The following is a 24301-nucleotide window of genomic DNA, read 5'->3' as shown; positions in this document are numbered from 1 at the left end:
CGCGCGGGAGACTAGGGGGACGTGCTGGAGCGGCGCTGGCGGCGGTGCAGGCCGGGGTGGACGCCCGGGGGCAGCTCGGCGTGCGCGGTGAGGCGCCGGAGCAGCGCGGCCAGCTGGGCGTGCTCGGCGTCGGTCAGCGGAGCCAGCACGGCGTCCTCCAGCGTGTCGGCGACACTTTCGGCCTGGGTGAGGACGTCGTGGCCGCGTTCGGTGAGCTCGACCGCGTGCGCGCGCCGGTCGTCGGGGTGGCGCTCGCGCCGGACCAAGCCGCGGGACTCCAGATCGTCCACCAGGCCGACCATCGCGTTGCGGTGGACGCGCAGCCGGTCGGCCAGCTGCTGCTGGCTGAGCCGCTGACCGTCGCGTCCGACCTGCCGCAGGTGGACGAGCACGCCGAAATGCGCCGGATTCAGGCCCAGGGGGGCGAGGTCGCCGGCGAACCGGTCGGCGATGTGCCGTCCGAGCTGGGAGAGCAGGAACACGCTGCGGTCGTCGAGGTCCACCGCCCCAGCCTAGCCGGTTCGGCCCGTTCCGTGATTGTCATTACTAATGACAATCACGGAAGATGTGCATAGTGTGGGGCCATCACCGAACCGGTGCGTTCCGTGGCGCCGTGGCGCGCTCGAAGGGTGCACCGGCCCGTCCTCGATAGAGCTCCTGGAGAACCCTGAGATGGCAGTGACCTCTCCCCGGCCCGGCACCGCCCTGCTGTCCGGCCGCGCCGCGCTGGTCACCGGCGGAAGCCGCGGCATCGGCGCCGAGATCGCCCGCACGCTGGGACGGCACGGCGCGGCGGTCGCGGTGAACTACCACAGCAACCAGGCCGCCGCCGAGGCCGTGGTCGCCGACGTGACCGCGTCGGGCTCGCGCGCGGTCGCCCTGCGCGGCGACGCCACCGACGATGCCGGTGTCGCCGCACTGGTCACCGCGGCCACCGCCGAACTGGGCGACATCGACGTGCTGGTGTGCAACGCCGTCGGCGACACGACCGGGATGAACCGGCTCGACGGCTCCCTGCTCGACTCGGGCGACGCCGTCCGCCGGCGCGTGGACCAGCAACTCACCGCCACGCTCGCCGCGTGCCGCCAGGTGGTGCCCGGGATGCGCCGGCGCGGAGGCGGCAGCATCGTGCTGATCGGCGCGTCGCTGACGCGGCAGAGCCACGTCATGGCCCAGCTCGCCGAGATCGGCGTGGCCAAGGCCGCCCAGGACGCGCTCGCCCGGTACCTCGCGGCCGAGCTCGGCGCGGACGGCATCCGCGTGAACGTGGTCGCGCCGGGGATGGTCCCGACCGACGCCAACGCCGGCGCCCACCGCCCGGCGGTCCTCGACAGGATCGCCGCGATGACGCCGCTCGGCCGCGTCTCCACCACCCGGGACGTCGCGGACACCGTCCTCGCCCTGGCCAGCGACCTCACCGGCCAGATGACCGGCGCCGTCCTCGCCCTCGACGGCGGCCTCACCATGGCCTGAGCCGTCTCACGCCCGCCGGCGGGTCAGGGTGCGTTCGGCCTGGTCCATCATGCCCCTGACGATCTCGCCCGCAGGCCGGACGTCCTGGATGAGGTCCACGCCCTGGCCCATCAGCCACGGCATCTCCTCCCAGTCGCCCTCGGTGGCGGGTGTCGGCGGGAGCGAGTCGAACTTGCGCAGGACCATGTGCTCGCCGCCGAGGACCGTGGTGCCGATCCGGTCGAGCGTCTCGCGATCGGCCGGCACCTCGTCCAGGCGGTCGTGCCACTCGGCGACGACGCGGTCGCGCTGGACGCGCATCGGGTTGAAGTCCGGCCGTTCCGGGCCGAAGATCGAGGTCAGGACGGTGTCCTCGCCGCGCGCAGCGACCAGCCGGCGGTGGTGCTCGGGATGCACCTGCGCCTCGGCCGAGGCGACCAGGCGGGTCCCGACCCACACGCCGTCCGCGCCGAGGCACAGCGCGGCGGCCACCTGGCGTCCGTCGGTGATCCCTCCGGCGGCCAGGACCGGCACCCGGTCCCCTACCGCGTCCACCACGGCCGGGACGCCGACCATCGTGGGCAGCCCGCCGTAGTTGTGCCCGCCCGCCTCCCAGCCCTGGACGACCACGACCTCCGCGCCGTCCTCGACGGCGGCCCGGGCCGCCGCGGCCGAGCCGACCTGCTCCCAGACCGACACGCCCGCCTCGCGCAGCCGCCCGACCTGGTCGGACGGCGGGTGCCCCCAGTGGAACGAGACGATGGGCACCCGCTCCTCGACGCACACGCCGACCTGCTCGGTGTTGTCGAAGTGGTTGATCAGGTTGAGGTTGAACGGCGCGTCCCCGACCGCCTCGCGGATCCGGTGGATGACGGCGGACGCCACCACCATGCTCCGCCCGGATCCCCTCTGAAGGTCTGACCGCACCCGGCCGTCCCGAAACAGGTCCCGGCGGCTTCGGATCAGGCGCAGTCGTTCTGGCCCGGCTTCCCGGTGAACCTGTCGTTGAGGAACATGTTGACGCTGAGGGCGCGGAACACCGCCTGCTGGGTGTGCTGGCCGAACGGGTCCCGGGTCTTCTGGACGGTGGCCCCGGCAGCGCACCAGTCGTGGACGAGCGTGTCGTCCTGCCCGACCGGGACGATCTCGTCGGCGTTGGAGTGGTAGTCGTAGATCGGCGTGGCCGGAGGCGTGGCGCCGAGCGTGTTCTCCTTCAGCACCTTGGCGACCGAGGGCACCGCGAGCGGGTCGGGGACGGTGCTGTAGTCCGCCAGCTTCATGCCCTTGAACTTGGCGAGCAGGGTGCCGATGCACTGGCCGCGCGACTCGCGCAGCGCGGTCACGCCCTGGGCGTTGAGCAGGCCGCTGATGCCCGCCTCGGGGTACTCCGCCTCCAGGCTCGCGGCGGCGGCCGCCTCGAACCCCGCCGACGGTCCGCCGTCCAGGGACCGCGCGACGGCGGCGGGGTCGGCCGGCGTCCCGCCCATGGCCGCGCCCGCCAGCTTGATCTCCGGGGCGTAGGACGGCTGGAGCTGCGCGGCCCATCCGGTCGCCTCGGCACCGCCGGAGTACCCGTACAGCCCCCACCGGTTGCCGGTGCCGATTCCGGCCTGGCCGAAGTTCCGCACCGCGCGGATGCCGTCCAGCACGGCGTGGCCCGCCTGGAGCCCGCCCATGAACACCGACTTGGGCCCCTCGAAGTCGGGCTCGGCCACCGCCCAGCCCATGACCAGCATCTGCTCGGCCTGGACCGCGTTGGTGGAGCTGAAGCTGCTGTTCGAGTCCAGGTCGTAGGACGGCGAGCACTGCGTGCCGGTGGAGTCCTCGGCCGCCTGCAGCGACACCACCGGCCGGGCGCCCTGGCCGGTCCAGGCGCCGGTCGGCACCAGCAGCGACGTCACCGCCAGCTCCGGCGCGCCGTGCGAGTCGCTGGTGCGGTAGGAGATCTGCCACGCCTTCACCTGCCAGGCCAGGTACCCGACCGCCGGCGTGACCGGCCGGGTCGCCACGATCTGGCCGGGCGCGTAGGTGCCGATGTTCGCGGGCGCCGCGTAGAACGGGTCCTGGTCGGGCGGCACCGATCCTGGCGCGGGCGCGTCGGCGTGGGCGGGCGCCGCCATCAGCGCCACGGCCGCCAGAGCGGCCGCGGCCATTCGCGGGACAGTTGGGAGGGACATCCGGGGCTCCAAGAGGGTGGGGGGATTCCGGGTGTTCGGATCCTGGACGCCCCGACCCCGCCCTGGCCATGCCTCCAACGAACATGAGTGCCCCTCGCATCATCAACCGCTGACAAGCGCCGCCGCGCCCGTAGCATGAGGGCGGAGGAGGTGGCTTCGGATGGCGGATGACAGTGCGGCCTCGCGGCGCCGGGAGACCACGGCCATCGACGGGCGGCTCCCGGCCGACCTGCTGCGGGAACTCGCCGCCGAGTTCGCGGCGGACGAGCCCGACACCGCGCCCCCATCGGGGGAAGCCGGTGCCCAGGAAGGCCGGCCGCCGGAAGACGCCTAGCGGCCAGCGGACGTCCGGGGCGGTTGACGGGCGTCCCGTAGGGGCTAGCGGGTGGTGAGGAGGGCGGCGACGTCGGCCACGCCCCAGTGGTAGCCGACCTCGATACTCATCTGCTCGGCTCGCGTGGCCTCCTCCCACGCGAGCTCCTCGTTGCCCATGCGCTGCCACAGCGAGGCGTAGGCGATCCGCACGTCGATCTCGGCGAGCCGGTACCCGCCGACCAGGCACAGGGAGAGCGCCTGCGCCAGGTCGGCTTCGGCCGCTTCGACGCGCTCGTCCACGATCGAGCAGCGGGCCTGGCCGGTGAGGGCGTCGATGAGGACGTCCCGGCGGGTGGTCCGCTGCGCGATGCGGACCGCGGTCTCGTACTCGGCCAGGGCGGCCTCCGGCCGGCCCGCGTCCAGCTCCAGGTCGCCCAGCCCCACGTGGCAGTGCGCCTCGTCGGCCTGCCATCCGGCGGCCGAGCAGACGCGCAGGTTCGCCAGCGTGACCTTCCTGGCCTCGTCGGGACGGCCGTTCCGGCGGAGGTGGTCGGCGTACTTGATGCCGCTGGTGCTGTAGAGGACCGGCAGCGGGGTGAAGGCCGCCGCGATGCCGAGCGCGGCGGCGAAGGCGTCCCCGGCCGCGCCGTGGTCCCCGGTGAGGTGGGCGAGGGTGCCGCGCAGGGTGTGCGCCACCAGCTCGTCCTCGCGGTCCCCGGCGAGGCGGGCCAGCTCCAGCGCCTCGTCGATGATCGCCGGGCAGGCGGGCAGCGCGCCCAGCATGAAGTGCAGCTCGGCCATGTTCTGGCTGCTGACCGCCGCGTCGTGCCACAGCCCGCGGTCGCGGAACTCCTGGATGGCGCGCCGCGTCACCACCGCCGCGTCGCGCATCCGGCCAAGGAGCTGGAGTGCGGTGGCGGTCTCGTGCAGGATCCAGCTCCTCGTCTCCGGGTCGGGCGCGGACGGTTCGGCGCGCAGCCGCCCGTCGGGGAAGAAGTCGAGCAGGAGCGCGAGCACCGTCTCGTAGGCGTTGAGCTCGCGCGTGATCAGTCCGCGCTCCCCCAGGTAGAGGCGGTCGTAGAGGACGTCGCAGGCGCGGGCGGTGTCTCCCGAGCGGGTCCAGTGGTGGACGGCCTCCACGACCGGCAGCAGGTCCTCCAGGCGCGGCCGGTCCCCGGGCGAGCCGGCGTTGTCGAGGTAGTACCGGGCGACGGTCGCGTGCAGGGCCGCCCGGCCGTCCGGCTCCTCGGCCGCCTGCTGGGCGAAGAAGCCGCGGATGAGCGGGTGCATGCTCAGCCGGCCGGCCCCGTCGCGGCGCAGGACGCGCGCGGCGAGCAGGTGCTTGAGCGAGGCCGCCCGGAACGTCCCGGGGTCGGCGGCGACCAGGTCCAGGGCGTCCTCGGACACGGGCGTGCGGAAGATGCTGAAGCGGCGCAGGAAGTCGCGCTCGGCCGCGGTCAGCAGGCGGTCGTACTCGGCCAGGACGCGCCGGACGGCGGCGTCGGGCGGGAGCTCCGGGTCGGGCGGCGGCAGCTCGGCGATCCGGCGGACGTCGCCGCCGTGCCGCTTGACGAGGTAGCCGGCCAGCAGGCTGAGCGTGAGGGCGTGGCCGCCCCAGTCGTCCACGACGCGTTCGAGCGCCGCGTCCGATCCGAGGACGCCGAGGTTGCGGAGCAGCCGCCGTCCCGCGGCGCGCTGCAGCTCGACCACGTCGATGTGCCGGTAGGTCGTGAAGGGCCCGAGGTCCAGGACCGGCGCGCGGCTGGTGATGAGGCAGAACGACTGGTGCCCCGGCGTGGCGAAGAAGGTGAGGAAGTCGCGGAGCGCCTGGCTGCGGATCGCGCCGTACTGGTCGCCGTCCTGGTACTGCATGGCCTCCAGGCCGTCCAGGACGAAGACGTAGCGCCGCATCCGCAGCAGTCCCGCCGAGAACGCCGCCCGCGCGCTGCCGCCCGGCAGCTCCCCCACGGCGATGCGGCCGGCGCTCATGAACTCCAGCGCCGACGACAGGAACTCGTCGGCGTCGCCGTGCTCGCCGAAGCTCCACCAGAACACCCCGACCGGGGCGTCCTCGGACTCGTCGGCCAGCACCTCCTCCACCCACCGGCGCGCCAGGCTGCTCTTGCCCTCGCCGCCGAACCCGATCAGCCCGACGACCAGGTGCTCGCCCGCCCGCCACTCGTGCGCCAACAGGCCGACCTGCTGCTCGCGTCCCACCCATTCCTCCGGGATCACCGGTGCGTCGTCGAGGCGGTGCCCGGGCAGCGGCACGGTCTCGCGCGCGAGCTCGGGGTCGAAGTGCGGGAGCCGCGCGGTGCTGAGCGGCAGCGGCGTGCTGCGCACCGGGATGCGCAGGCCGGTCGAGCCGATCAGCCGGGCGTTCACCGCCCAGGCGGTGTCGCGGTCCTTGCCCGCCGCCTCGGCGAACCACGCCTCCGAGACCAGGCCCACCACCAGGTTGCGTTCGAGGTCGAGGACGGCCGAGCCGCTCATGCCGGTGTTGATCTGGCTCGACTCCAGCTGCACCGGGTCCTCGATCAGGCGGAGCTCATCCGGCGGGTCGACCTCGCCCATGATGCGTCCGGCGGCGCGTCCGCAGTGGTAGCGGTCGAGCCGCCGGTAGCCGTAGCTCTCGAAGGGGTGCAGGCGGGACGCGTGGGCCGTGCCCAGGACCGCGACCTGGTCCTTGGCCAGCGGCAGCGGGCCCTGGAGCTGGAGGCAGACCATGTCGTCGTCGGTGTCGCGGAAGGCGAAGCACACCGTGGCGGTGCGCGTCTCCGCCCGGCGCCCGGCCCGGCGGGGCAGGTACACCTGGAGCGGCTCGTCGGCGGCGGCGCCCGGTTCGACGCCCGCGGCACGCACCACGTGGGCGCAGGTCAGCACCAGGCCGCTGCCGCTGACGACGATCCCCGTGCCGACGATCTCGCCGTCCGGGTGGGTGCGGATCTGCACGGTGAACTTGCGGACGTCCTGGCGGAGCACGGCGGGGTCGGGGGGACGGCCGGGCTCGGCGGGGGGACCGGGGTCAGCGGGGCTGTTGCTCAAGGCTGTCACGCTGCCAGGTGAGTTTCACGTTGAGCGACGATTCTAGGCCGGACTTCGCGATGACCGCGTGGGCGTGCACGTCGAACTTGATTCCGAAACTCACCTCGACGTTACTGGGCGCTCGCGGAATCGCCGCAACGGTGTCCGCCACCTGCGCGGCCATGGCCCGGATGACGCCCATCGAATGCTCGATCGCGGCCGCCGAGCGCTGCGCGGCCTCGGCCGGCGAGAGGGCGACCTGCTGCAGTCCCGGTCCTGATCCGAACTCGACCAGGATCTCGGGCGCCACGGACGGCTGGACGTCCACGTACTTCCCCAATCCTCGACCGGCGGGACAGCCCGATTCTGCTTCAGGCCGCGCCGCGTCCGCCGATGGTCCGGCCACAACCGGTCAATGGCATCGCAGGGAATTCGGTATGCCGACTGGGCAGCGCCATGCCGCTTCGCCAGTCGGCAGTTCTCCGGTTTTTTACAAGCTCATTCGGACGGCCTCTGCATCGTCCTCAGCGTCCGGGTTCCGTGGCTCGTCAATTGTTTCGGTGTGCGTGCGGTGCTGGACGGCGCGGGTGGTGAGGAGTGCGGCCAGGGCGGAGGTCGCGCCGATGGCTCCCATGGAGCACCAGAGCGCGGCGGGGCCCAAGGGGAGGATGAGCGTGCCGGCGACCGGGGCCAGGGCCGCGCCTGCCGCCCAGCTCATGCCGGAGATACCGGCGTAGGTTCCCTGGAGCCCGGCGGGGGCGAGGGTGGCGACGATCGTGGGGAGGGCTCCGGCCACGATGATCTCGCCCGCGGTCCACACGACCACGGTCAGGGCGAGGCCGAGCGCGTCGTGGACCAGGGCCGTCAGGGCGAAGCCCGCCGCCACGACGGCGGTTCCGGTGGCGAGGACGCGGACGTGGTCCAGGCGCGCCAGCCACCTGGTCGCGACCGGCTGGACCAGGACGATCAGGACGCCGTTCAGCGCCATCGCCTGGCCGAAGTCCACGCGTCCTATGCCCTGCTCGTCCATGGCGAGGGGAAGGGTCGTGAAGGCCTGCGCGTACAGCACGCCGTAGGCCGCCGTGGACAGGCACAGGACCACCATCGGACGGTCGGGCAGGACCGTCCGGAATCGCGCGGACGACACGGGCTGCTCGTCCGGACGGGACTCCGGCAGCGCGCGCCACACCACGAACGCGAAGGCGAGCGCGACGGCCGCGTTCACGCCGAACATCGTCCGCGCGCCGTGCCCGGCAAGCCAGCCGCCGGTCAGCATCGCGATCGAGTAGCCGAGGTTCATCGCCCAGAACAGCAGCCCGTACGCCTTGGGCCGCGCGTCCGGGGACACCAGGTCGGCCACCATCGCCTGCGCGGCCGGACGGTAGGACTCGATGGTCAGGCCGAGCAGGAACGCCGTGACCAGCACCGCGGTGAAGCCGTTCGCGGCTCCGAGCGCGACCATCGCGGCCGAGGTGGCGAGCATCCCGCCGGTGAGGGTGAGGCGGCGTCCGAACCGGTCGGCCAGCGCCCCGGCGAGCAGATGCGAGAGCAGCGACCCGGCACCGAAGAACGCCATCGCGGCCCCGGCCTGACCCGCGCTGAACCCTTGCGCCTGGACGAGGTACACCGCGAGGAACGGCTGGACGACCGCGCCACTGCGGTTGATGACGATGCCGAGCCACAGCGTCCAGAAGGGGCGCGGCAGCGACAGCGGACCGGCGGCCGGGCGGGAAGTGAGGACTGTCATGCCGATCATGGTTGACGGCCCGTCCCGCGAGCCCTGAATGTTTCATCCGTGCCTGAATCCTCGTTCGCCGAGTTCGACTTCACCTCCGTCGACCTGGCCAGGCTGAGGTTCGCGTTCTCCCCGGTGTCCGAGGCCGTCGCGAGCCTGCGCGTGCTGCAGGACCCGGGCCGGCAGGCGCTGCACCTGCCGTGGATCCGGGCCGTCCTGCCGCGGCTGGAGGGGCTCGACCTGCGGCTGCTGTTCGCCCTCGTCCCGCTCGGTCCGTATTTCGTGGACTTCCTGACTCCCCCGCCGTCCAGCCCGCTGCGGGACATCGAGGCCGAACTGCGCACGGTCGCCGAAGCCGACATCGACGAGGCCGCCACCGAAGCGCGCCGCCTCCCCGGCGCGGACACCCCGGTCGTCCGCGAGTTCCTGGACGACCCGGTAGCGGGTGTGACGCGAGCCGTCGCCGAACTGCGCCTCTACTGGGACGTGGCGCTGGAACGCCACTGGCCGCAGATCCGCGGGCTGTTCGAGTCCGAGGTGCTCCGGCGCGTCCGGCAGCTGGCCCGCGACGGCGCCGGGACGATGTTCAACGACCTGCACCCCAACATCAGCTGGGACGACGGCCGCCTGCGCGTCCGGACCCGCGCCTGGCGCCGCACCGGCCCCCTCAGCGGCGACGGCATGATCCTCATCCCGAGCGTCTTCCACTGGCCCGACACGGCCGTGATGGCCGAGCCCTACCAGCCGAACCTCGTCTACCCCGTCCCCGGCGTCGGCACCCTCTGGTCGCAGGGGACCGTCCCCACCGCTCCCGCCCTCGACGCCCTGATCGGACGCACCCGGGCCCGCATCCTGGTGGCCCTCGGCGACCCCGCCACCACCACCATCCTCGCCCGCCGCCTCTCCCTCACGCCCGGCGCCGTCAGCCAGCACCTCGCCGTCCTCCGCGACGGCGGCCTCGTCACCGGCCGCCGCACCGGCCGCGAGGTCTTCTACGAACGGACCCCCACCGGCGACACCCTCTGCGCGTCCCCCTGACAACCCCTCCCCCGCGCTCCTCGCGGCGCTGTTTCGTTGATCGGGTGAGTATTTCCCGATGATCGAAATGCCGTAGTTGTGATGCCCGGAGCGGGCGGAAACGCCGTCCGCGGAGACCGGGAGTCATCACTCGTGAGAATGCATCGGCCTGTTTCAGGTGTTGTTCTGGCGGTCCTTGGCGGGGCGGCGCTGTTCGCCGCAGGGAGCGCTTCGGCTTCGGCGTCCAGTCCTCGGGTGCCCACGCCGCCGGGTGGCGGGCACGTGTCGGGGCAGCAGGTGCGGGCGTTGCGCGGGGCCGCGCTTAACAGGACGGTGCCCAAGCAGGTCTCGCAGCGGTTTTTGAACCACCGCAAGGGTGTCGGGTTCATGAAGGCGCAGGCGCCCGCTCCGGCTGTTTCCGGGTGGGACGGCGCGCAGCACCTGACGTGGGGCGTCACGATGAAGGGGACGGGCGTCGCAGGCGGTGTCACGACGCAGTCGGTGAATCCGAACGGGCGGCTGCAGAACGCGTCCGACCCGGACACGGTCTACGCGCCGACCTTCCTGCCGAATGCCAAGCAGGGCTGCATCGAGGTCACCACCTGGTACAACGCGGGCAGCGCCCAGGTCGCCGCCTGGAACTGGTGCGATCCGAACGGGCAGTACGGGTTCCAGGCGGGCGTCCCGATCGACCAGAACTTCCTCGGGACGTACACCAACGGCGACTCGTCCTACCGGGTCTGGCAGCAGCAGACCAACGCCTCGTCCAACACCTGGACGGCGTACCTGTACAACTACCGGACGCAGGCGTGGGACGCGCTGTTCACCAGTTCCGGGACGTCCGGCCTGGCGAACTACCCGGCGGGCTTCGGCTGGAACATGTGGGAGGTCTACACGAGCTACAACTCCGCGACCGGACAGGGCTGGTACTGCAACGACTTCACCCCGCCGCGGTGGACGAGCCGGGACCTCGCGCTGCTGCCCCCGGGCGGCAGCTGGACCACGGCGGACGGGTCGAGCACCAACACCGACGCGCCCCGCACCGACAACGGCCTGTGCAATGACGGGCGCGTCTACCGCACCACGAACGGCCCGGCCGCCTGGGAGGTCGTGCCCGCGTCCGGGGCGTTCCCGACGCAGCGGGTGAAGCTGCACTCGGCGACCGGCTACAACGCCGACGTGGACGGCGCGCAGACCGCCAACGGGACCAAGGTGAAGGCCGAGGTCGACAACGGCAACGACGCCCAGCGCTGGAACCTGGTGGCACAGGGCGACGGCAGCTACGAGGCGCAGTCGGTCATCGCCCCCGGCAGCGCCCTGGACGCCAACACCAACACCGCGTCCTCGGTGGACGGCACCAGCTACTACACGCAGCTGTGGGCGTTCGGCGGCGGCGCCAACCAGAAGTGGCGGCTCAATCGGCAGGCGGACGGCACCTACACCATCACCGCCTACGACGGCGGTTGCCTGACCACCAACGGGCAGGGCAAGGCGCTCGGCTACTGGAAGTGCACCGGCGACAGCAACCAGAAGTGGCAGATCACCCAGTAGGGCGCTGCCTGTAGGGCAGGAGACCTGGCCGGGTCTCCTGCCCTACTGATGCGGTCAGACCGGTACTGATGAGTAGAGCCAGATGTCGACTCGTTCGCCGCCTGGGTAGACGCAGCCGGCGGTGGTGTGGAGCGTGCTGCTCACGGTTCCGGGGCCCAGGTCGCTGTTCGGCGGGAACTGGACGGCCGCGTCGCCGGCCGGGCGGTGGACGGTGATGTAGACCCGCCATTTCGGGGAGTGGGGGCCCGTGACCTGCCCCCAGTTGGACCGGCACTGGAGCAGGCAGAGGAGGCTGCGCCAGCCGTACTCGCTCGCGTCCCGCCAGACCGCGCCCTTCCGCCTGATGGTCTTGTGGTCGGGCCCGCAATCATTGGTGAGGGCGGCGGACGCGTTCGTCGGGCCGGTGGCCGCCGCCGGTCCGGCGGCGAGGTGGGCGAGCCAGCCCACGGTGAAGGCGACCAGTGCGAGCACCGCGAGGCCGCGGCGCCGGGGCCGTTCGCGGCGCCGGGAAGGTCCGGGTGGGGCGGGGTGCAGGAGCGGGAAGGGCAGCGCGTGTGCGGGCGGTAGCGCCGCCTGGGTGATGGATCGCGGGACGAGTCGGCCTCCTGGGGTGGAGTCCGGCTCGCCCCGCCGGGGTGTCGGCGCGGTGGCTTCGGCGTGCGCCAGCGCGAGGCGGTTCAGCCACCAGCGGAGGTCTCCGCCGCAACAGCGGACGAATTCGGTCAGGACGCGGTCGCTCGGGAGCCGGTATCCGGCGACGGCCGCCGCCAATGCGCTTTTCGACACCGAGCTGTGGCGCGCCATTGTGGAGAAGGGGACCTCGCCGGACGCGGCGCGCAGAGCGCGCAGTTCGCAGGCGAATCGTTCCACGGGTCCGTCGGCCGGGTTCAATGGCCGCATCGTGCGTCCCACCGCGCCCCATTCGCTGGATCGGTCAGAGCCCCCGATCGGGAGTCATGCCGGATTTCTAGACGCGGAATTGTCCAGCGGCCATAGGGCTGGACAATCGGCGGAGCGCTGATTGTCCAGCTCAGCGCGTCTGGACATGGCCGCCGGGGCGGGCGTGCCGGGACGGGTCTCGGGGTGCCGGGCGGGCGCTAGGATTCGCGGCGTCCGTCCCCGCCCTGGTCCTCGTCTTGAGGGAGTTTTGTGCTGCCCGATGCCGTGCTGCAGGACAACCCGCTGGAATTCGGTCTGCTCGGGCCGATGGAAGGGCGCGGGTCCGGCGGTTCGCTGGATCTGGGGCCTCCGCAGCGGCGGGCGGTGCTGGCCGTCCTGCTGCTGAAGAAGGGCGCGGCGGTGTCGGCGGACGAGTTGGTGGCGGCCGTCTGGGGCGCCGATCCGCCCGAGCGCGCGATCGCGATGCTCCGCACGTATGCCTCGCAGTTGCGCGCGACGCTCGAACCCGGGCGCGCCCTCCGCAGCCCGTCGCGCCTGCTGGTCTCGGTCGGCGACGGCTACGCACTGCGGATCGGTCCGGACGCATTGGACGTCTCCCGCTTCGAGCGTTCGGCGCAGACAGGGTTCGAGGCCGCGCGTTCCGGGCGCCACGAGGCGGCGCGGGTCGCGTTCGACGAGGCGCTGGCCTTGTGGCGCGGCACCGCGCTGGCCGGGGTCCCCGGTCCGTTCGCCGAGGCGCAGCGGGAACGGCTGGCCGAGGCCGAACTGGCGGTGCGCGAGCAGCGGGCGCACGCCACGCTCGCCTTGGGCCGCCAGGCCGAGGCGGTCACCGAGCTGCGCCCGCTGGTCGCGGCGCACCCGCTGCGCGAGAACCTGACCGCCGTCCTCATGCGTGCCCTCGCCGCGGACGGACGCACCGGCGAAGCGCTGGCGGCCTACGAGGCGCTGCGCACCCGGCTCGTCGACGACCTCGGCATCGATCCCGGCGCGGCGGTCACCCGGCTCCAGCGCGGCATCAAGGCCGGTGAGCCGAACGGACCCGGCGAACCCGCGCATGCTCCGACCGCACGAAGCGCCGCCGGTTCTACGTTGCGGCGGCCGGCGCAGCTCCCTGCCGACCTTCCGGACTTCACCGGACGCGGCGCGCTGGTCGCGCAGCTGACCGGGTGGCTGGGGCAGGGAGCCGGCCCGGCCGTGCTGTCGGGTGGCGGCGGGGTGGGCAAGACGACGCTCGCCCTGCACGTCGCGCACCGGATCAGCGGCGACTTCCCCGACGGGCAGCTGTTCACCGACCTGCGCGGCACGGACCCGTCCCCGGTCCGGCCCGGCGAGGTCATCGCGGGATGGCTGCGCGCGCTCGGCCTCTCGGCGACGCCCCCGCCCGGGACCGGCCAGCGGGCCGCCCTGCTCCGTGCCGCGCTGGACGGCAAGCGCGTCCTGTTCGTCCTCGACAACGCGCGGGACGCGGCGCAGGTGCGCCCGCTGCTACCGGACGCGCCGGGATGCGCGGTGCTGGTCACCAGCCGTTCCGTACTGCCCGACCTGCCCGGCGCGCTGCCGGTCGAGGTGGGCGTGCCGCCGGTCGAGGAGGCCCTCGCCCTGTTCCGCGGCGTGGTCGGCGCGGCCCGCGCGGACGCCGATCCGGCCACGGCGCGGGAGGTGGTGACCGCGTGCGGGCGGCTGCCGCTGGCGGTGCGGATCGTGGCCGCGCGGCTGGCCGCCCGCCCGTCCTGGACGGTGCGCACGCTGGCCGCGCGCCTGGCCGACCAGCGGCGCCGGCTGGACGAGCTGCGCGTCGGCGATCTGGACGTGACCGCGACGCTGCACCTCAGCCACTCGATGCTGGACCGGGCGGCGAGCCGCGCGCTGCGCCTGCTGGCCATCCCCGACATTCCGGAGCTGTCCCCGCGCAGCGCCGCCGTCATCCTCAACCAGTCCCGCGAGGAGGCCGCCGGGCTGTGCGCGCGCCTCGCCGACGCCGCGCTACTGGACGCCTTGCCCGGCGGCCGGTACCGCTTCCACGACCTGACCCGCCTCTACGCGCGCGGGCAGTCGGCGCCCGCCGAGCGGTCGGCGGTGCTCGTCCGGATCCTGGAGGACGACCTCGCCACGCTCACCGGACTGCTGAGCGCGCCGTCCCCCGACGAGCACGCTGCCGCAGACGAGGACGGCGCGGCGGCTGCAGCGTGGGTGGCGCGCGAGCGCGTGCGGCTGCTCGCGATCGTCCGGCAGGCGGCGCTGGAACCGGGCTCCCCGGTGGCGCTGGCGACCTGCCTGGTGCTGGCCATCTGCGCGTGCGTCGATCGCGACGGCGCGCGCGGCGACGCCGAATGGGCCATGGCGGCGCTGATGGGCATGCCCGTCCACTACCGGCTGCCGGACGGCGCGTCCCCGGACGCCTTGCCGGGACGCCTGTCCGCCCCGCTACGTCCCTATCCAGGACGGCACGCGCACATCGCCGCGCAACTCCAGCAGGCCTGCGTCCTCCTGGAGGAACGGCACGACCCTCGCCTGGACGGCTGGACGCACTTCCTGCGCGGCACCTCGGCACTGTTCGACGGCGAGGTCGACGCGGCCCTGGCCCACCACCGGCAGGCCCTCGCCCACCACGCCACCGCAGCAAACGACGGCACCGCGGGCAACGCGATGATGTACGCGCTGATGATCAAGGCGTATCGGGACTCGGGCTGCCTGGCCGCCGGGAGCGCGCTCGCCCATCGGGCGCTCGCCGCCGCCGTCCGCCGCCAGCACCAGGCCGACCAGGCGTTCGTCCTGCACGAGCTGGGGCTGATGATGCTGCTCGCCGATGAGCCCGGCGAGGCGGTCCGCCTCTGCGAGGAAGCCCTCGATCTGGCCCGTCGCGCCGACCCCGACAGCGGCGGCAACCGGCTGCGCGAGGGGTATGCGCTGCTCCGGCTGGCGCAGACCCAACTCGGAGCGGGACGTCCCGAGGCCGCCCAAGGCTCGGCCCAAGAGGCGGTCGCCGCCTTGGACGTCCGCGCCGATCCCAGCCAGCGCGGCACGGCCCTGGCCGTCCTTGCCGAGACCCATGCCCTGCTCGGCGACCACACCGCCGCCGAGCGGCACTACCGGGAGGCGGCGCGGCTGTTCTCGCAGCTCGGCCTGCCCAGCGCCGCCGATCTGGCAGCCCTCGCCGACCACGCCGCCGCCCAACCGTCCGCACCGTCGCCCGTCCGGGCATGAGCGGGCCGCGGCCTCGGGGGAAGCCGAGGCCGCGGCCGGTGATCGGGGGATGGTCAGGCTGCTCCGAGGTCCTTCCACGGAGTCATGTCGCTGGGCTGCTTGTCCGCCGCCGCGACGCTCGCACCGAAACGATCGCCGCTGCGCGCGCCCGGATCGCGCAGGACGAGCGAACGCGCCGCATCCAGCCCGGCGGCCGACCCGTACCGGATCAGGACCGTCCCGGCGTCGGCCTCGGCACCGGCGCCGCCGTACGGCCTGCCGATGATGGCGTCGCCGCGTCCGTCGCCGTCGACATCGCCGACCGCGAGGCCGTGCCACTGGGCCCGGCCTACGTCGGTGTCGGCGAGCAGGCCGGTGATCCTGCGGCCTCGGGTCCGGTACACGCGCAGGGTGCTGGGGGTGTTCATGTACAGGTCACCGGCCCACAGCACCAGCAGCTCGGGACGGCCGTCCCCGGTCACGTCCCCGATGGCCGTGGCGATCGGGTAGCGCGAGGACGAGTCCAGACGGTCGTCCAGGACGACGTCGCGCCCGGCGGTGACCGAGTACAGGTACACCGAGCGCCGGTCGGTGGCGGTGACCATCAGCTCGGACCGTCCGTCGCCGTCCACGTCCCCCGCACTGAGGATCGCGCCGAACCGGTCCCCGCTTTCCCGCTCGGTGACCGGGAGGGTCAGGGACCGCGACGCGCCGGTGAGGCCGCCGGGCCCGCCGAAGAGCACACGCACCTCCTCGGCCCGGTGCTGCCCGCCCACCGGCTTCCAGGTCTCGCCTACGGCCAGGTCGGCGTGGCCGTCGCCGTCGAAGTCGGCGGAGACGGCCGAGCACAGGCAGCGCGCTCCGGCGTCCTGCACAAGCCCGACTCCCCTGCCTGACGGTGTTCCGGCGGACGATCCGGGATAGAGCATGACGCGTCCGGCCTGGCCGACCGCGTCCGAGGAGGAGAAGGGAGCGGTCGCCACCAGGTCCCGGCGTCCGTCACCGTTGAGGTCGTAGGCGAGCGCGGCCGATCGCGGCGCGTGCCGTCCGACCTGCGCGTCCGCACCGGAGCACAGGACGAGCAGCGGTATCACCAGGCACGCCACAGCCCGCCAGCCGCCGTGACCCGCCACGCCTCTCCCCCGAGATCGAATGCCGTACCGCTCGTGACGGGACCGGACGCGCGGTCGTGATCGCCGCCCGCGCCGCCGCATCGTACCGGCCTCCGCCGAGTGGCGTTCCGCGGCGCTTCCCACGAAGATTGCGGCAGGACGGGCGTGACAGGGGGAGGGAACGATGCTGTTCAGGCGGGAGGTCCTTGAGGGGATCGCGGGCGGACGGATCGACCGGGTGTTCCGGGTCTGGGCCGAGCCGCGCGTGCGGGCGGGCAGCACGCAGCGCACCTGGGCGGGGGTCATCGTGATCGACTCGGTCACGGCCGTCACCCCGGAGGAGATCACCGAGGACGACGCCCGCCACGCGGGTTTCGCCGACCGGGCCGCCTTGCTCACCGCGCTGTCGAAGAGCACGAAATCGGGCGGCTACCACCGCGTCATGCTGCACCTGGGCGGCCCGACCCCCGAAGCCGAGCTGCGGCAGAAGGCCGACCTGACCGGCCGGGAGCTGGACGAGATCAAGGACGCCCTGGACGCCATCGACGCCCGCAGCCGCCGCGACCCCTGGACCCGCGACGTCCTCGGCCTCATCGAGGCGCATCCCGGCCTGCGCGCCGTGGACCTGGCCGAGCGCCTGGGCCGCGAAAAGCTCCCTTTCAAGGCCGACGTCCGCCGCCTCAAAGCCCTCGGGCTCACCGAAAGCCTGGAAACCGGTTACCGCCTTTCCCCGCGCGGAAAGGCCCTCATGAACCACCTGCGCGCCTGACGAACGAACGCGCCGGGAGCATGCGGGCCCGGCTGGAATGCGCATTCGCCCGGAATTCCGGTCCAGGTCACCCGGCGTTTATCTACGCACTTGTAGAACTTCCGAGGCGGCAGACGAGTGCTCGGCCGCACCGGGAGGAACGTTGATCTCGAAGCGTGTTGCATTCCGCTCCGTGCTGGGCGCGACGGCGGCCGCCGCGGTGGCGGCCGGACTCGCCGTACCGGCGATGGCGGCGGGCCATTCCGGCCCGCACCGCATCGGCCATGTGCTGCTGCTGTCGGTGGACGGGCTGCACGAGTCCGACCTGAAGTGGTACGTGGGCACCCACCCGCATTCGGCGCTGGCCGCGCTGCGCGCCGGTGGTGTCTCCTACACCGGAGCGTCCACGCCGCTGCCGTCCGACTCGTTCCCCGGCATGGTCGGCCAGGTCACCGGCGGCAACCCGGGCACCACCGGCGTCTACTACGACGACACGTGGAACCGGGCGCTGCTGCCGGCCGGGACCACGGACTGCAAGGGCGCCGCGCCCGGCGCGGAGGTCTCCTACACCGAGGACGCCGACAAGAACCCGGACGCCCTCGACGCCGGGCAGGGCCTCCCGAACCTGCCGGGCGGCATCACGGCCATGACCGGCACCCCGCGCACGCTGCTCAACCCGGCCAAGCTGCCGGTAGACCCGCGGACGTGCAAGCCGGTCTACCCGCACTCCTACCTCAAGGTGAACACGGTCTTCGAGGTCGCCCGCAAGCACGGGCTGCGGACGGCCTGGTCCGACAAGCACCCGGCCTACGACATCCTCAACGGCCCGTCCGGCGCCGGGATCGACGACCTGTTCACGCCCGAGATCAACAGCAAGGCGCCCGGCGCGTCCGACTGGACGAAGGACAACGCCGCCACCCAGCAGTACGACGGGTACAAGGCCCAGGCGGTCCTCAACGAGATCGACGGCTACGACCACGCCCGCCGCACCCGGACCGGGACCCCGGCCGTGTTCGGCATGAACTTCCAGGCCGTCTCCACCGCGCAGAAGCTGCCGGCCTCCGGCGGCCGGCCCGGTGGGTACGAGAACGGCGGCACGGTCCCCGGCCCGGTGCTGCGTTCCGCGCTGGACGCCGTGGACGGCCGGATCGCCGCGTTCCGCGCGGAACTGGCCAGGCGCGGCCTGACCGGCAGCACGGCGATCATCCTGTCCGCCAAGCACGGCCAGTCGCCGACCGACCCGCAAGCCCTCACCCGCGTCGACGACGGCGCCGTCATCGACGGGCTGAACAAGGCCTGGGCCGCCGCGCACCCGCAGGCCAAGCCGCTGGTCGCGTTCTCGGTGAACGATGACGCCCTGCAGCTGTGGTTCTCCGACCGCTCGCAGGCCGCGGCCGACTTCGCCGCGTCCTACCTGCGCAGCCACCCGGTCACCGGCGGCACCATCACCGGCGCCCCGCGCACGCTCCAGGCGTCCGGCACCCTGAAGATCTACGCCGGGCGCGCGACCGCCCGCCTGTTCGGCACCACGGCGCGCGACGAGCGCCGCCCCGACCTCTTCGCGACCGTCCAGCACGGTGTCGTCTTCACCGGCGGCAAGGGCAAGATCGCCGAGCACGGCGGCGGCGACCCGCAGGACCGCCACGTCCCGCTGGTCATCGCGATGCCCGGCGCCCACTCCCGGACCTACGTCCGCCCGGTGGAGACCACGCAGATCGCCCCGACGATCCTGCGCCTGCTCGGTCTCGACCCGTCCGCCCTCCAGGCCGTGGCCCGCGAACACACCCGCCCGCTCCGCACGTCCTGATCGAGCCCGCCCCTCCAGCGCCCACACCGCAGCCGCCGCTGGACGGGCCGGATCATCTCTTGGACGCGACGACCGCGACGACCGCTCGCGAGCCGACCGTGACCACCCGCGACTCGGCGTCCGCGAACCCGGCCGCGGACGCCACCGAAAGCGCCTGCTCGGCGTCCTCCGGGATCGGCAGGTCCGTCGCGACGAGCTCGGCGAACGTGCCGCTCGGGCGGAACTGGGACGCCAGCGGCAGGGTGAACCCGACCCGTCCGCCGGGCCGGAGCGCGCGTCGCCAGTCGGCCAGCGCCGCCATCCCCAGGAAGTGCAGCGAGGAAGCACACAGGATCAGGTCGAGCGAACCGTCCTCCACCGGGAGCGGCACGGCCGGTGCCACACGCCAGTCGATCGCACCGATGCGTCCGCGCTGCTCAGCGCGGGCCCTGCCGACCGCCACCATTTCCTCGGACAGGTCGATCGCGAGGACGGCAGGCGCCGAAGCGGACAGCCTCTCCGCGACCTGCAGCGCGACCGCGCCGGCGCCGCACGCCACATCCGCCACCGCGTCGCCGGCCCCAGGCGGAGCCAGTTCGAGAAGCGCATGCGCCACCGCGTCGTGATGCACATGGTCGTAGTCGCCGGCAAGCTCACCAAAAGCCATCCGAATCGCATCGCTCACGTTCACAAGCTAACCACCGACCGCCCCGGGCTCGGCCAGGCGTTCTCCCCCTAAGCTCCACGCATGGCGATGAGATTCGGGCTGCTCGGAACGGGTTATTGGGCAAGCGAGACGCATGCGCCCGCGCTGGCGGCCGCACCGGAGGCGGTTCTGGCCGGGGTGTGGGGGCGCGATCCGGGGCGGGCGGAGGCCCTGGCCGACAGGCATGGCGTCCGCGCCTACCAGGATGTCGACGAACTGCTCGCCGACGTGGACGCCGTGTCGATCTCGCTGCCGCCCGAGGTTCAACAGCCGCTGGCGCTGCGCGCGGCGGAGGCGGGCAAGCACCTGCTGCTGGAGAAGCCCGTCGGCCTGTCGGCGGCCGGCGCGGCAGCCGTGGCGGACGCGGTGTCCGCGGCCGGAGTCGCCTCGGTGGTCTTCTTCACCAACCGCTTCGCTCCCGCGGTGGAGGCGACGATCCAGGACGCCGCGGCCCGCGGCGGATGGGACGGCGGGCGCGCGACCATCCTGGCCTCGATCTTCGAGCCGGGCAGCCCGTACGCGGCGTCCGACTGGCGTCGCACGCACGGCGCGCTCTGGGATCTGGGACCGCACATCCTGTCGGTGCTCGTCCCCGTCCTGGGCGAGGTCACCGAGGTCACGGCGATGAGCGGGCCGCACAGCACCTCGCACATGCTCCTGCGGCACCAGGGCGGCGCGGTCTCCACCGTGACGCTCAGCCTGGACGCGCCCCCGGCGGCCAACGCGCTGGACATCGCGTTCGTCGGCGACGCGGGCGTCCTGACGGTCCCGGTGGGTGAGACCTCCGCGGTGACCGCCCTGACCACGGCGATCGGCCGGCTCGCGCGCAGCGCGTCCACCGGAGCCCCGGACCCGTGCGACACGGCCTTCGCCGCCAGGATCAACGCCGTCCTCGAAGCCGCCCAGCGCTCGATGGGGAGCGCCGTGAAGGTGACCCCCGCCGGCTAGCCGCGATCGCGAGGTTGGCGGCGGAAGGCCGGGTCGTTACGGTACGGGCGTGGATCGGCGGGTGTTCGGCATTTGGGCCGGGGGCGTGTCCCTGCTCGCGGTGATGGACGCGCTGGGCTGGTGGAGGGACTACGCGGACGGGGCGCACAGCGTGGGCCTGGGCCTCGCGCAGAGCATGGCGTCGTCGCTGACGTGGGTTCCGGTGAACATCAGCGTGTACCTGCTCACCGTGCGGTTCCCGATCGGACGGTCCCGTCCGGTGCGGGCGGTGCTGGTCCACCTGGCCGGATACCTGGTGGCGCTGTGCTGGCTCAGCGGGCGGATGTTCCTGTTCGACCCCGTCCTGCACTGGCTGCCGCCCGGGCGGGGGTTCGGCGCGGAGTACCTCCGCAACCTCGGGGCCTACCTGACGATGTACGTCGAGTGGGTCGGGGTGGCGCACGGGGTCTACTACTTCACGCAGCACCGGCGGCGGCGCGAGCAGCTCGCGCGGGCGCGCGACCAGGTGGCCCGCGCTGAGTTGCAGGCGTTGCGGGCGCAGGTGCGGCCGCATTTCCTGTTCAACGCGATGAACACCATCGCCGCGTTCGTCCATGACGATCCCCAGCGCGCCGAGCAGATGGTGGTCCGGCTGAGCACGCTGCTGCGGCGGTCGCTGGAGCAGGACGGTTCGCTGGAGGTGAGGTTGCGCGAGGACCTTGAGGTCCTGTCGGCCTACGTGGACATCGAGCAGGCCCGGTTCGAGGACCGGCTGGCGGTGGAGTGGCGGCTGCACCCCGGGGCGCTCGACGCGCTCGTCCCGCCGCTGCTCCTGCAGCCGCTCGTGGAGAACGCGGTGCTGCACGGCATCTCGCCCCGCGACGCGCCCGGCACGGTGACCATCTCGGCCCGTCCGGACGGCTCGTGGCTGCAACTGGTCGTCACCGACGACGGTGTCGGGCTGCCGCCCGGCCGCCCGCGCGCGGGGATCGGGCTGGCCAACGCGCGCGCCCGGCTCAGCCAGATGTACGGCCCCGAGCACCTGTTCACCGTCGAGCCGCGTCCGGACGGCGGCGTCGCGGCGACCGTCCGGCTGCCGCTGCGGACGGCCCGGGCATGATCAGGACGCTGATCGTGGACGACGAGCCGCCGGCGCGGCGGCGGCTGCAGCGCATGCTCGCCCCGCACGAGGACATCCGGCTGCTCGCCGGCTGCGGGTCGCCCCGCACCGCGCTCGCCGCTCTCGACCGGCACCGGCCCGACCTGGTGTTCCTGGACGTCCAGCTGCCCGAGAGCGACGGGTTCGCCCTCCTGGAGGCGATCTGGGGACGGCACGACCCCGCGGTGGTGTTCGTGACGGCGTTCAGCGGGCACGCCGTCCGCGCCTTCGAGGTCGACGCGGTCGACTACCTGCTCAAGCCCTACGGCCAGGACCGGCTCGACCTCGCGCTCACCCGGGTCCGGAGCCACCTGGCGCAGCGGAACACCGCGCCCGCGCTGAACCGGCTGCCCGTCGAGACCGGCGGCCGGATCCGGCTGCTGGACCTGGACGCGATCGACTACGTCCGGGCCGAGGACGGCTACCTGCGCATCCACACCGGCGCGCGCTCGCACCTGGTCCGCGGCACGCTGGCCAGGCTCCAGGAGCGGCTCGGTTCGGACGCGTTCCTGCGCGTCCACCGGTCGGTCATCGTCCGGGTGGACCGGATCCGCGAGCTGGAGATCCTCGGCCATGGCGAGATGCAACTGATCCTGAGCTCCGGCGAGACCCTCATCTCCGGCCGCGCCTACCGCGACCAGGTACGAGCCGCCCTCGGTCTGCCGACCTGACCGCCGCCGCCGGCCCGCCGACTCGCCTACCTGACGGCTGCTCCCGTTCGGCGTCCGACCGCTCCCGTTCGCCGCACGGGACCGTCCACCGCGCCGGAACCGCTCCTAGGGTGGCCGCGGCCCGTCACTCCCGGCCGGGCCGGGGCCGGCACCCGCGCAGGGACGCGCGCGCCGGTCCTTCCACATCACAGGGGAGTTCGCGATGAACAAGGTCCGCCGCACCCTCGCCGCGCTCGGCTGCGGCCTCGCCGTCACGGCGGCGGTGGCGCCCGCCGCGCACGCCGCCCCACCGGGGCTCCACGACCGGCACCCGTGCCCGGACGACGACGGCGCCGCGCAGCCCGGCTTCACCTGCTGGAAGCTGACCGTCCCGCTGGACCACTCCGGCCGGACGCACGGCACGCTCGACCTCCAGGTGGGCGTCGCCGACGCACCGGCCCACCCCAAGGGGACGCTGCTGTTCCTCACCGGCGGTCCCGGGCAGGAGGGCGTCGCGCTGCTGTCGCGCATCACCGCGCGCATGCCCGCGGTGTTCAAGCAGTACCGGCTGGTCATTCTCGACCAGCGCGGCACGGGCCCGCTCGGCGCGGTGACCTGCCCGGCGATGCAGGCCCAGGTCAGCGGCTCCGACAGCGCCCCGGCCACCCCGGACGCCGTGGACGAGTGCGTCCACCTGCTCGGCGACCGCGCCCGCTTCTACGGCACCGACCAGACCGTGGGCGACCTCGAACTCCTCCGGCGCGCGCTCGGCGTGAACGCGATGGCCGTGGACGGGGTGTCCTACGGCAGCCTCACCGCCGCCCGCTACGCCCTGGCCCATCCGCGGCACGTGTCCAAGCTGCTGCTGGACTCGGTCGTCCCGCACCACTGGACGGTCGCCGGCGACCTGAACCTGGTCGGGCTCACCGCCGAGCCGCGCGTGCTCCGGGACGTCTGCAAGGCCGCGCCCGCCTGCGGCTTCGACCCGGCGAAGGACCTCGCGACGCTCGTCCGGCGGCGGAGCACCGCGGGCGAGCTGGCGCTGTTCGGGGATGTCGTGGGCTATGAGTTCCTCGACCCGACCTACCGCAACCCCGACCCGATCCCGGGCAGCGGCCTGCCGGGCGACCTCATCGGCGCGCTGCACCAGGCCGTCGCCGGGGACACCCGCAAGCTCGACGCGATCGAGGCCGTGATGACGCCGGCCGACGGCACGCCCGCCACCCAGCTCAGCGCGGGCCTGCACGCCGCCACCCTCTGCGACGACCTGCGCTTCCCGTGGGGGACGTCGGCCACCCCGTCCGCGCTCCGGCAGCCGCTCCTCGACCGCACCGCCCGGACGCTCCCCGCATCGGCCACCTGGCCCTACACGACGGCGGTCGCGCTCGCGCAGAGCAGCGTCCAGACCTGCCTGCGCTGGCCGGCCGAGCCGCCGAGCCCGAACCCGTCCGGTCGGCTGCCTTACCTGCCGACGCTGGTCCTCAACGGCGACCGCGACCTCAGCACGCCGCTCGAATGGGCCCGGCAGGAACTCGCCGCCGCCTCCCCCGCCGCGAAACTCGTGGTGGTCAAGGGCGCCGCGCACTCCATCCAGAACCGCGAACCCGGCCACGCCGGACGCGACGCGGTGATCAAGTTCCTGCTCGGCTGAACGCCGAAAAGAAATCGTCTTCGGCCGCCGCGGAATCCGCGGTAAAGAGCACCGCCGCCCGCCGAGCCCTCCCCCGGCTCGGCGGGCGAAGCATGATCGAAGTCCTTTTTGTACTTGTTTATGGTAATTGTCGAGCGGCGAAACGGACAATGAGGCATCGATGGCCGGCACCGCCGCACCGCCTGCGGAAACGAACGACGCGGTGGTC

Annotated in this window: 20 protein-coding genes; 11 read left to right on the top strand and 9 right to left on the bottom strand. The window is 73.4% G+C overall.

Annotation, left to right across the window (positions count from 1 at the left end):
• Positions 1-11: 11 nt before the first annotated feature.
• Positions 12-503 (bottom strand): MarR family winged helix-turn-helix transcriptional regulator, encoded by a 492-nt coding sequence (locus FHU30_RS33370; protein WP_253881392.1) that lies wholly within the window; start codon positions 501-503, stop codon positions 12-14.
• A 169-nt stretch (positions 504-672) separates the two neighbouring features.
• Here FHU30_RS33370 and FHU30_RS33365 point away from each other — a divergent pair, with 169 nt between their 5' ends.
• Entirely contained in the window at positions 673-1473 is an 801-nt protein-coding gene (locus FHU30_RS33365) for an SDR family NAD(P)-dependent oxidoreductase (protein ID WP_253881391.1), read from the top strand.
• Between the two features lie 6 nt (positions 1474-1479).
• On the opposite strand, the gene FHU30_RS33360 is transcribed toward FHU30_RS33365, so the two are convergent.
• Positions 1480-2343: an NAD(P)H-dependent flavin oxidoreductase gene (locus tag FHU30_RS33360; RefSeq protein ID WP_253881389.1), complete on the bottom strand. Its 864-nt coding sequence runs from the start codon at positions 2341-2343 to the stop codon at positions 1480-1482.
• A 71-nt stretch (positions 2344-2414) separates the two neighbouring features.
• The gene (locus FHU30_RS33355) at positions 2415-3605 is read right to left on the bottom strand and encodes a lipase family protein (RefSeq protein ID WP_253881387.1); all 1191 of its coding nucleotides are present in this window, start codon (positions 3603-3605) and stop codon (positions 2415-2417) included.
• A 184-nt stretch (positions 3606-3789) separates the two neighbouring features.
• Between FHU30_RS33355 and FHU30_RS33350 the strand changes: the two genes are divergently transcribed.
• Positions 3790-3963, top strand: a complete 174-nt coding sequence (locus FHU30_RS33350; RefSeq protein WP_253881385.1) for a hypothetical protein — start codon at positions 3790-3792, stop codon at positions 3961-3963.
• A gap of 44 nt (positions 3964-4007) precedes the next feature.
• Here FHU30_RS33350 and FHU30_RS33345 read toward each other — a convergent pair whose 3' ends face one another.
• From FHU30_RS33345 to FHU30_RS33335, 3 genes are all read right to left on the bottom strand, one after another.
• Positions 4008-6989 (bottom strand): trypsin-like peptidase domain-containing protein, encoded by a 2982-nt coding sequence (locus tag FHU30_RS33345; protein WP_253881383.1) that lies wholly within the window; start codon positions 6987-6989, stop codon positions 4008-4010.
• Complete coding sequence (locus FHU30_RS33340; RefSeq protein ID WP_253881382.1) at positions 6970-7296, bottom strand: CU044_2847 family protein; 327 nt, start codon at positions 7294-7296, stop codon at positions 6970-6972. Before FHU30_RS33340 ends, FHU30_RS33345 begins: the two co-directional genes overlap by 20 nt.
• A 162-nt stretch (positions 7297-7458) precedes the next feature.
• Positions 7459-8715: an MFS transporter gene (locus tag FHU30_RS33335; RefSeq protein WP_253881380.1), complete on the bottom strand. Its 1257-nt coding sequence runs from the start codon at positions 8713-8715 to the stop codon at positions 7459-7461.
• A 48-nt stretch (positions 8716-8763) separates the two neighbouring features.
• On the opposite strand from FHU30_RS33335, the gene FHU30_RS33330 reads away from it, so the two are divergent.
• Entirely contained in the window at positions 8764-9741 is a 978-nt protein-coding gene (locus FHU30_RS33330) for an ArsR/SmtB family transcription factor (RefSeq protein ID WP_253881378.1), read from the top strand.
• A 234-nt stretch (positions 9742-9975) separates the two neighbouring features.
• Positions 9976-11271 carry an RICIN domain-containing protein gene (locus tag FHU30_RS47350; RefSeq protein WP_253881376.1) on the top strand — a complete coding sequence of 432 codons (1296 nt, stop codon included), beginning with the start codon at positions 9976-9978 and terminating at the stop codon, positions 11269-11271.
• Between the two features lie 54 nt (positions 11272-11325).
• Here FHU30_RS47350 and FHU30_RS33320 read toward each other — a convergent pair whose 3' ends face one another.
• A complete protein-coding gene (locus tag FHU30_RS33320) occupies positions 11326-12141 on the bottom strand; it encodes a hypothetical protein (protein WP_253881374.1) in 816 nt (271 codons plus the stop codon).
• Between the two features lie 279 nt (positions 12142-12420).
• On the opposite strand from FHU30_RS33320, the gene FHU30_RS33315 reads away from it, so the two are divergent.
• Entirely contained in the window at positions 12421-15375 is a 2955-nt protein-coding gene (locus FHU30_RS33315) for an AfsR/SARP family transcriptional regulator (protein WP_253881373.1), read from the top strand.
• A gap of 53 nt (positions 15376-15428) precedes the next feature.
• Here the strand turns inward: FHU30_RS33315 and FHU30_RS33310 are convergent, their stop codons facing one another.
• Positions 15429-16487, bottom strand: coding sequence for an FG-GAP repeat domain-containing protein (locus FHU30_RS33310; RefSeq protein WP_253881371.1), 1059 nt, complete (start codon positions 16485-16487; stop codon positions 15429-15431).
• A gap of 163 nt (positions 16488-16650) precedes the next feature.
• Between FHU30_RS33310 and FHU30_RS33305 the strand changes: the two genes are divergently transcribed.
• Together FHU30_RS33305 and FHU30_RS33300 are read left to right on the top strand one after the other, a co-directional pair.
• Positions 16651-17235: an ASCH domain-containing protein gene (locus FHU30_RS33305; RefSeq protein WP_253881370.1), complete on the top strand. Its 585-nt coding sequence runs from the start codon at positions 16651-16653 to the stop codon at positions 17233-17235.
• A gap of 142 nt (positions 17236-17377) precedes the next feature.
• Positions 17378-19021, top strand: coding sequence for an alkaline phosphatase family protein (locus FHU30_RS33300; protein WP_253881368.1), 1644 nt, complete (start codon positions 17378-17380; stop codon positions 19019-19021).
• Positions 19022-19073: 52 nt separating this feature from the next.
• On the opposite strand, the gene FHU30_RS33295 is transcribed toward FHU30_RS33300, so the two are convergent.
• Positions 19074-19685, bottom strand: a complete 612-nt coding sequence (locus FHU30_RS33295; protein ID WP_253881367.1) for a class I SAM-dependent methyltransferase — start codon at positions 19683-19685, stop codon at positions 19074-19076.
• A 63-nt stretch (positions 19686-19748) separates the two neighbouring features.
• Between FHU30_RS33295 and FHU30_RS33290 the strand changes: the two genes are divergently transcribed.
• The 4 genes from FHU30_RS33290 to FHU30_RS33275 all read left to right on the top strand — a co-directional run bounded on the left by FHU30_RS33290 (position 19749) and on the right by FHU30_RS33275 (position 24093).
• On the top strand, positions 19749-20654 hold the full coding sequence (locus tag FHU30_RS33290) for a Gfo/Idh/MocA family protein (RefSeq protein ID WP_253881365.1): 906 nt from the start codon (positions 19749-19751) through the stop codon (positions 20652-20654).
• 49 nt (positions 20655-20703) lie between these two features.
• Positions 20704-21753, top strand: a complete 1050-nt coding sequence (locus FHU30_RS33285) for a sensor histidine kinase (protein ID WP_253881363.1) — start codon at positions 20704-20706, stop codon at positions 21751-21753.
• Positions 21750-22463: a LytR/AlgR family response regulator transcription factor gene (locus FHU30_RS33280; protein WP_253881361.1), complete on the top strand. Its 714-nt coding sequence runs from the start codon at positions 21750-21752 to the stop codon at positions 22461-22463. The genes FHU30_RS33285 and FHU30_RS33280 overlap by 4 nt, the downstream gene beginning before the upstream one ends.
• A gap of 202 nt (positions 22464-22665) precedes the next feature.
• Positions 22666-24093 (top strand): alpha/beta fold hydrolase, encoded by a 1428-nt coding sequence (locus tag FHU30_RS33275; protein ID WP_253881359.1) that lies wholly within the window; start codon positions 22666-22668, stop codon positions 24091-24093.
• The last annotated feature ends 208 nt before the right edge of the window (positions 24094-24301 follow it).

The sequence above is a fragment of the Actinomadura rupiterrae genome, assembly GCF_024172125.1.
Lineage (GTDB): Bacteria > Actinomycetota > Actinomycetes > Streptosporangiales > Streptosporangiaceae > Spirillospora > Spirillospora rupiterrae.
The sequence above is the reverse complement of the archived record's forward strand: the minus strand, read 5'-3'. Positions and strand labels throughout refer to the sequence as shown.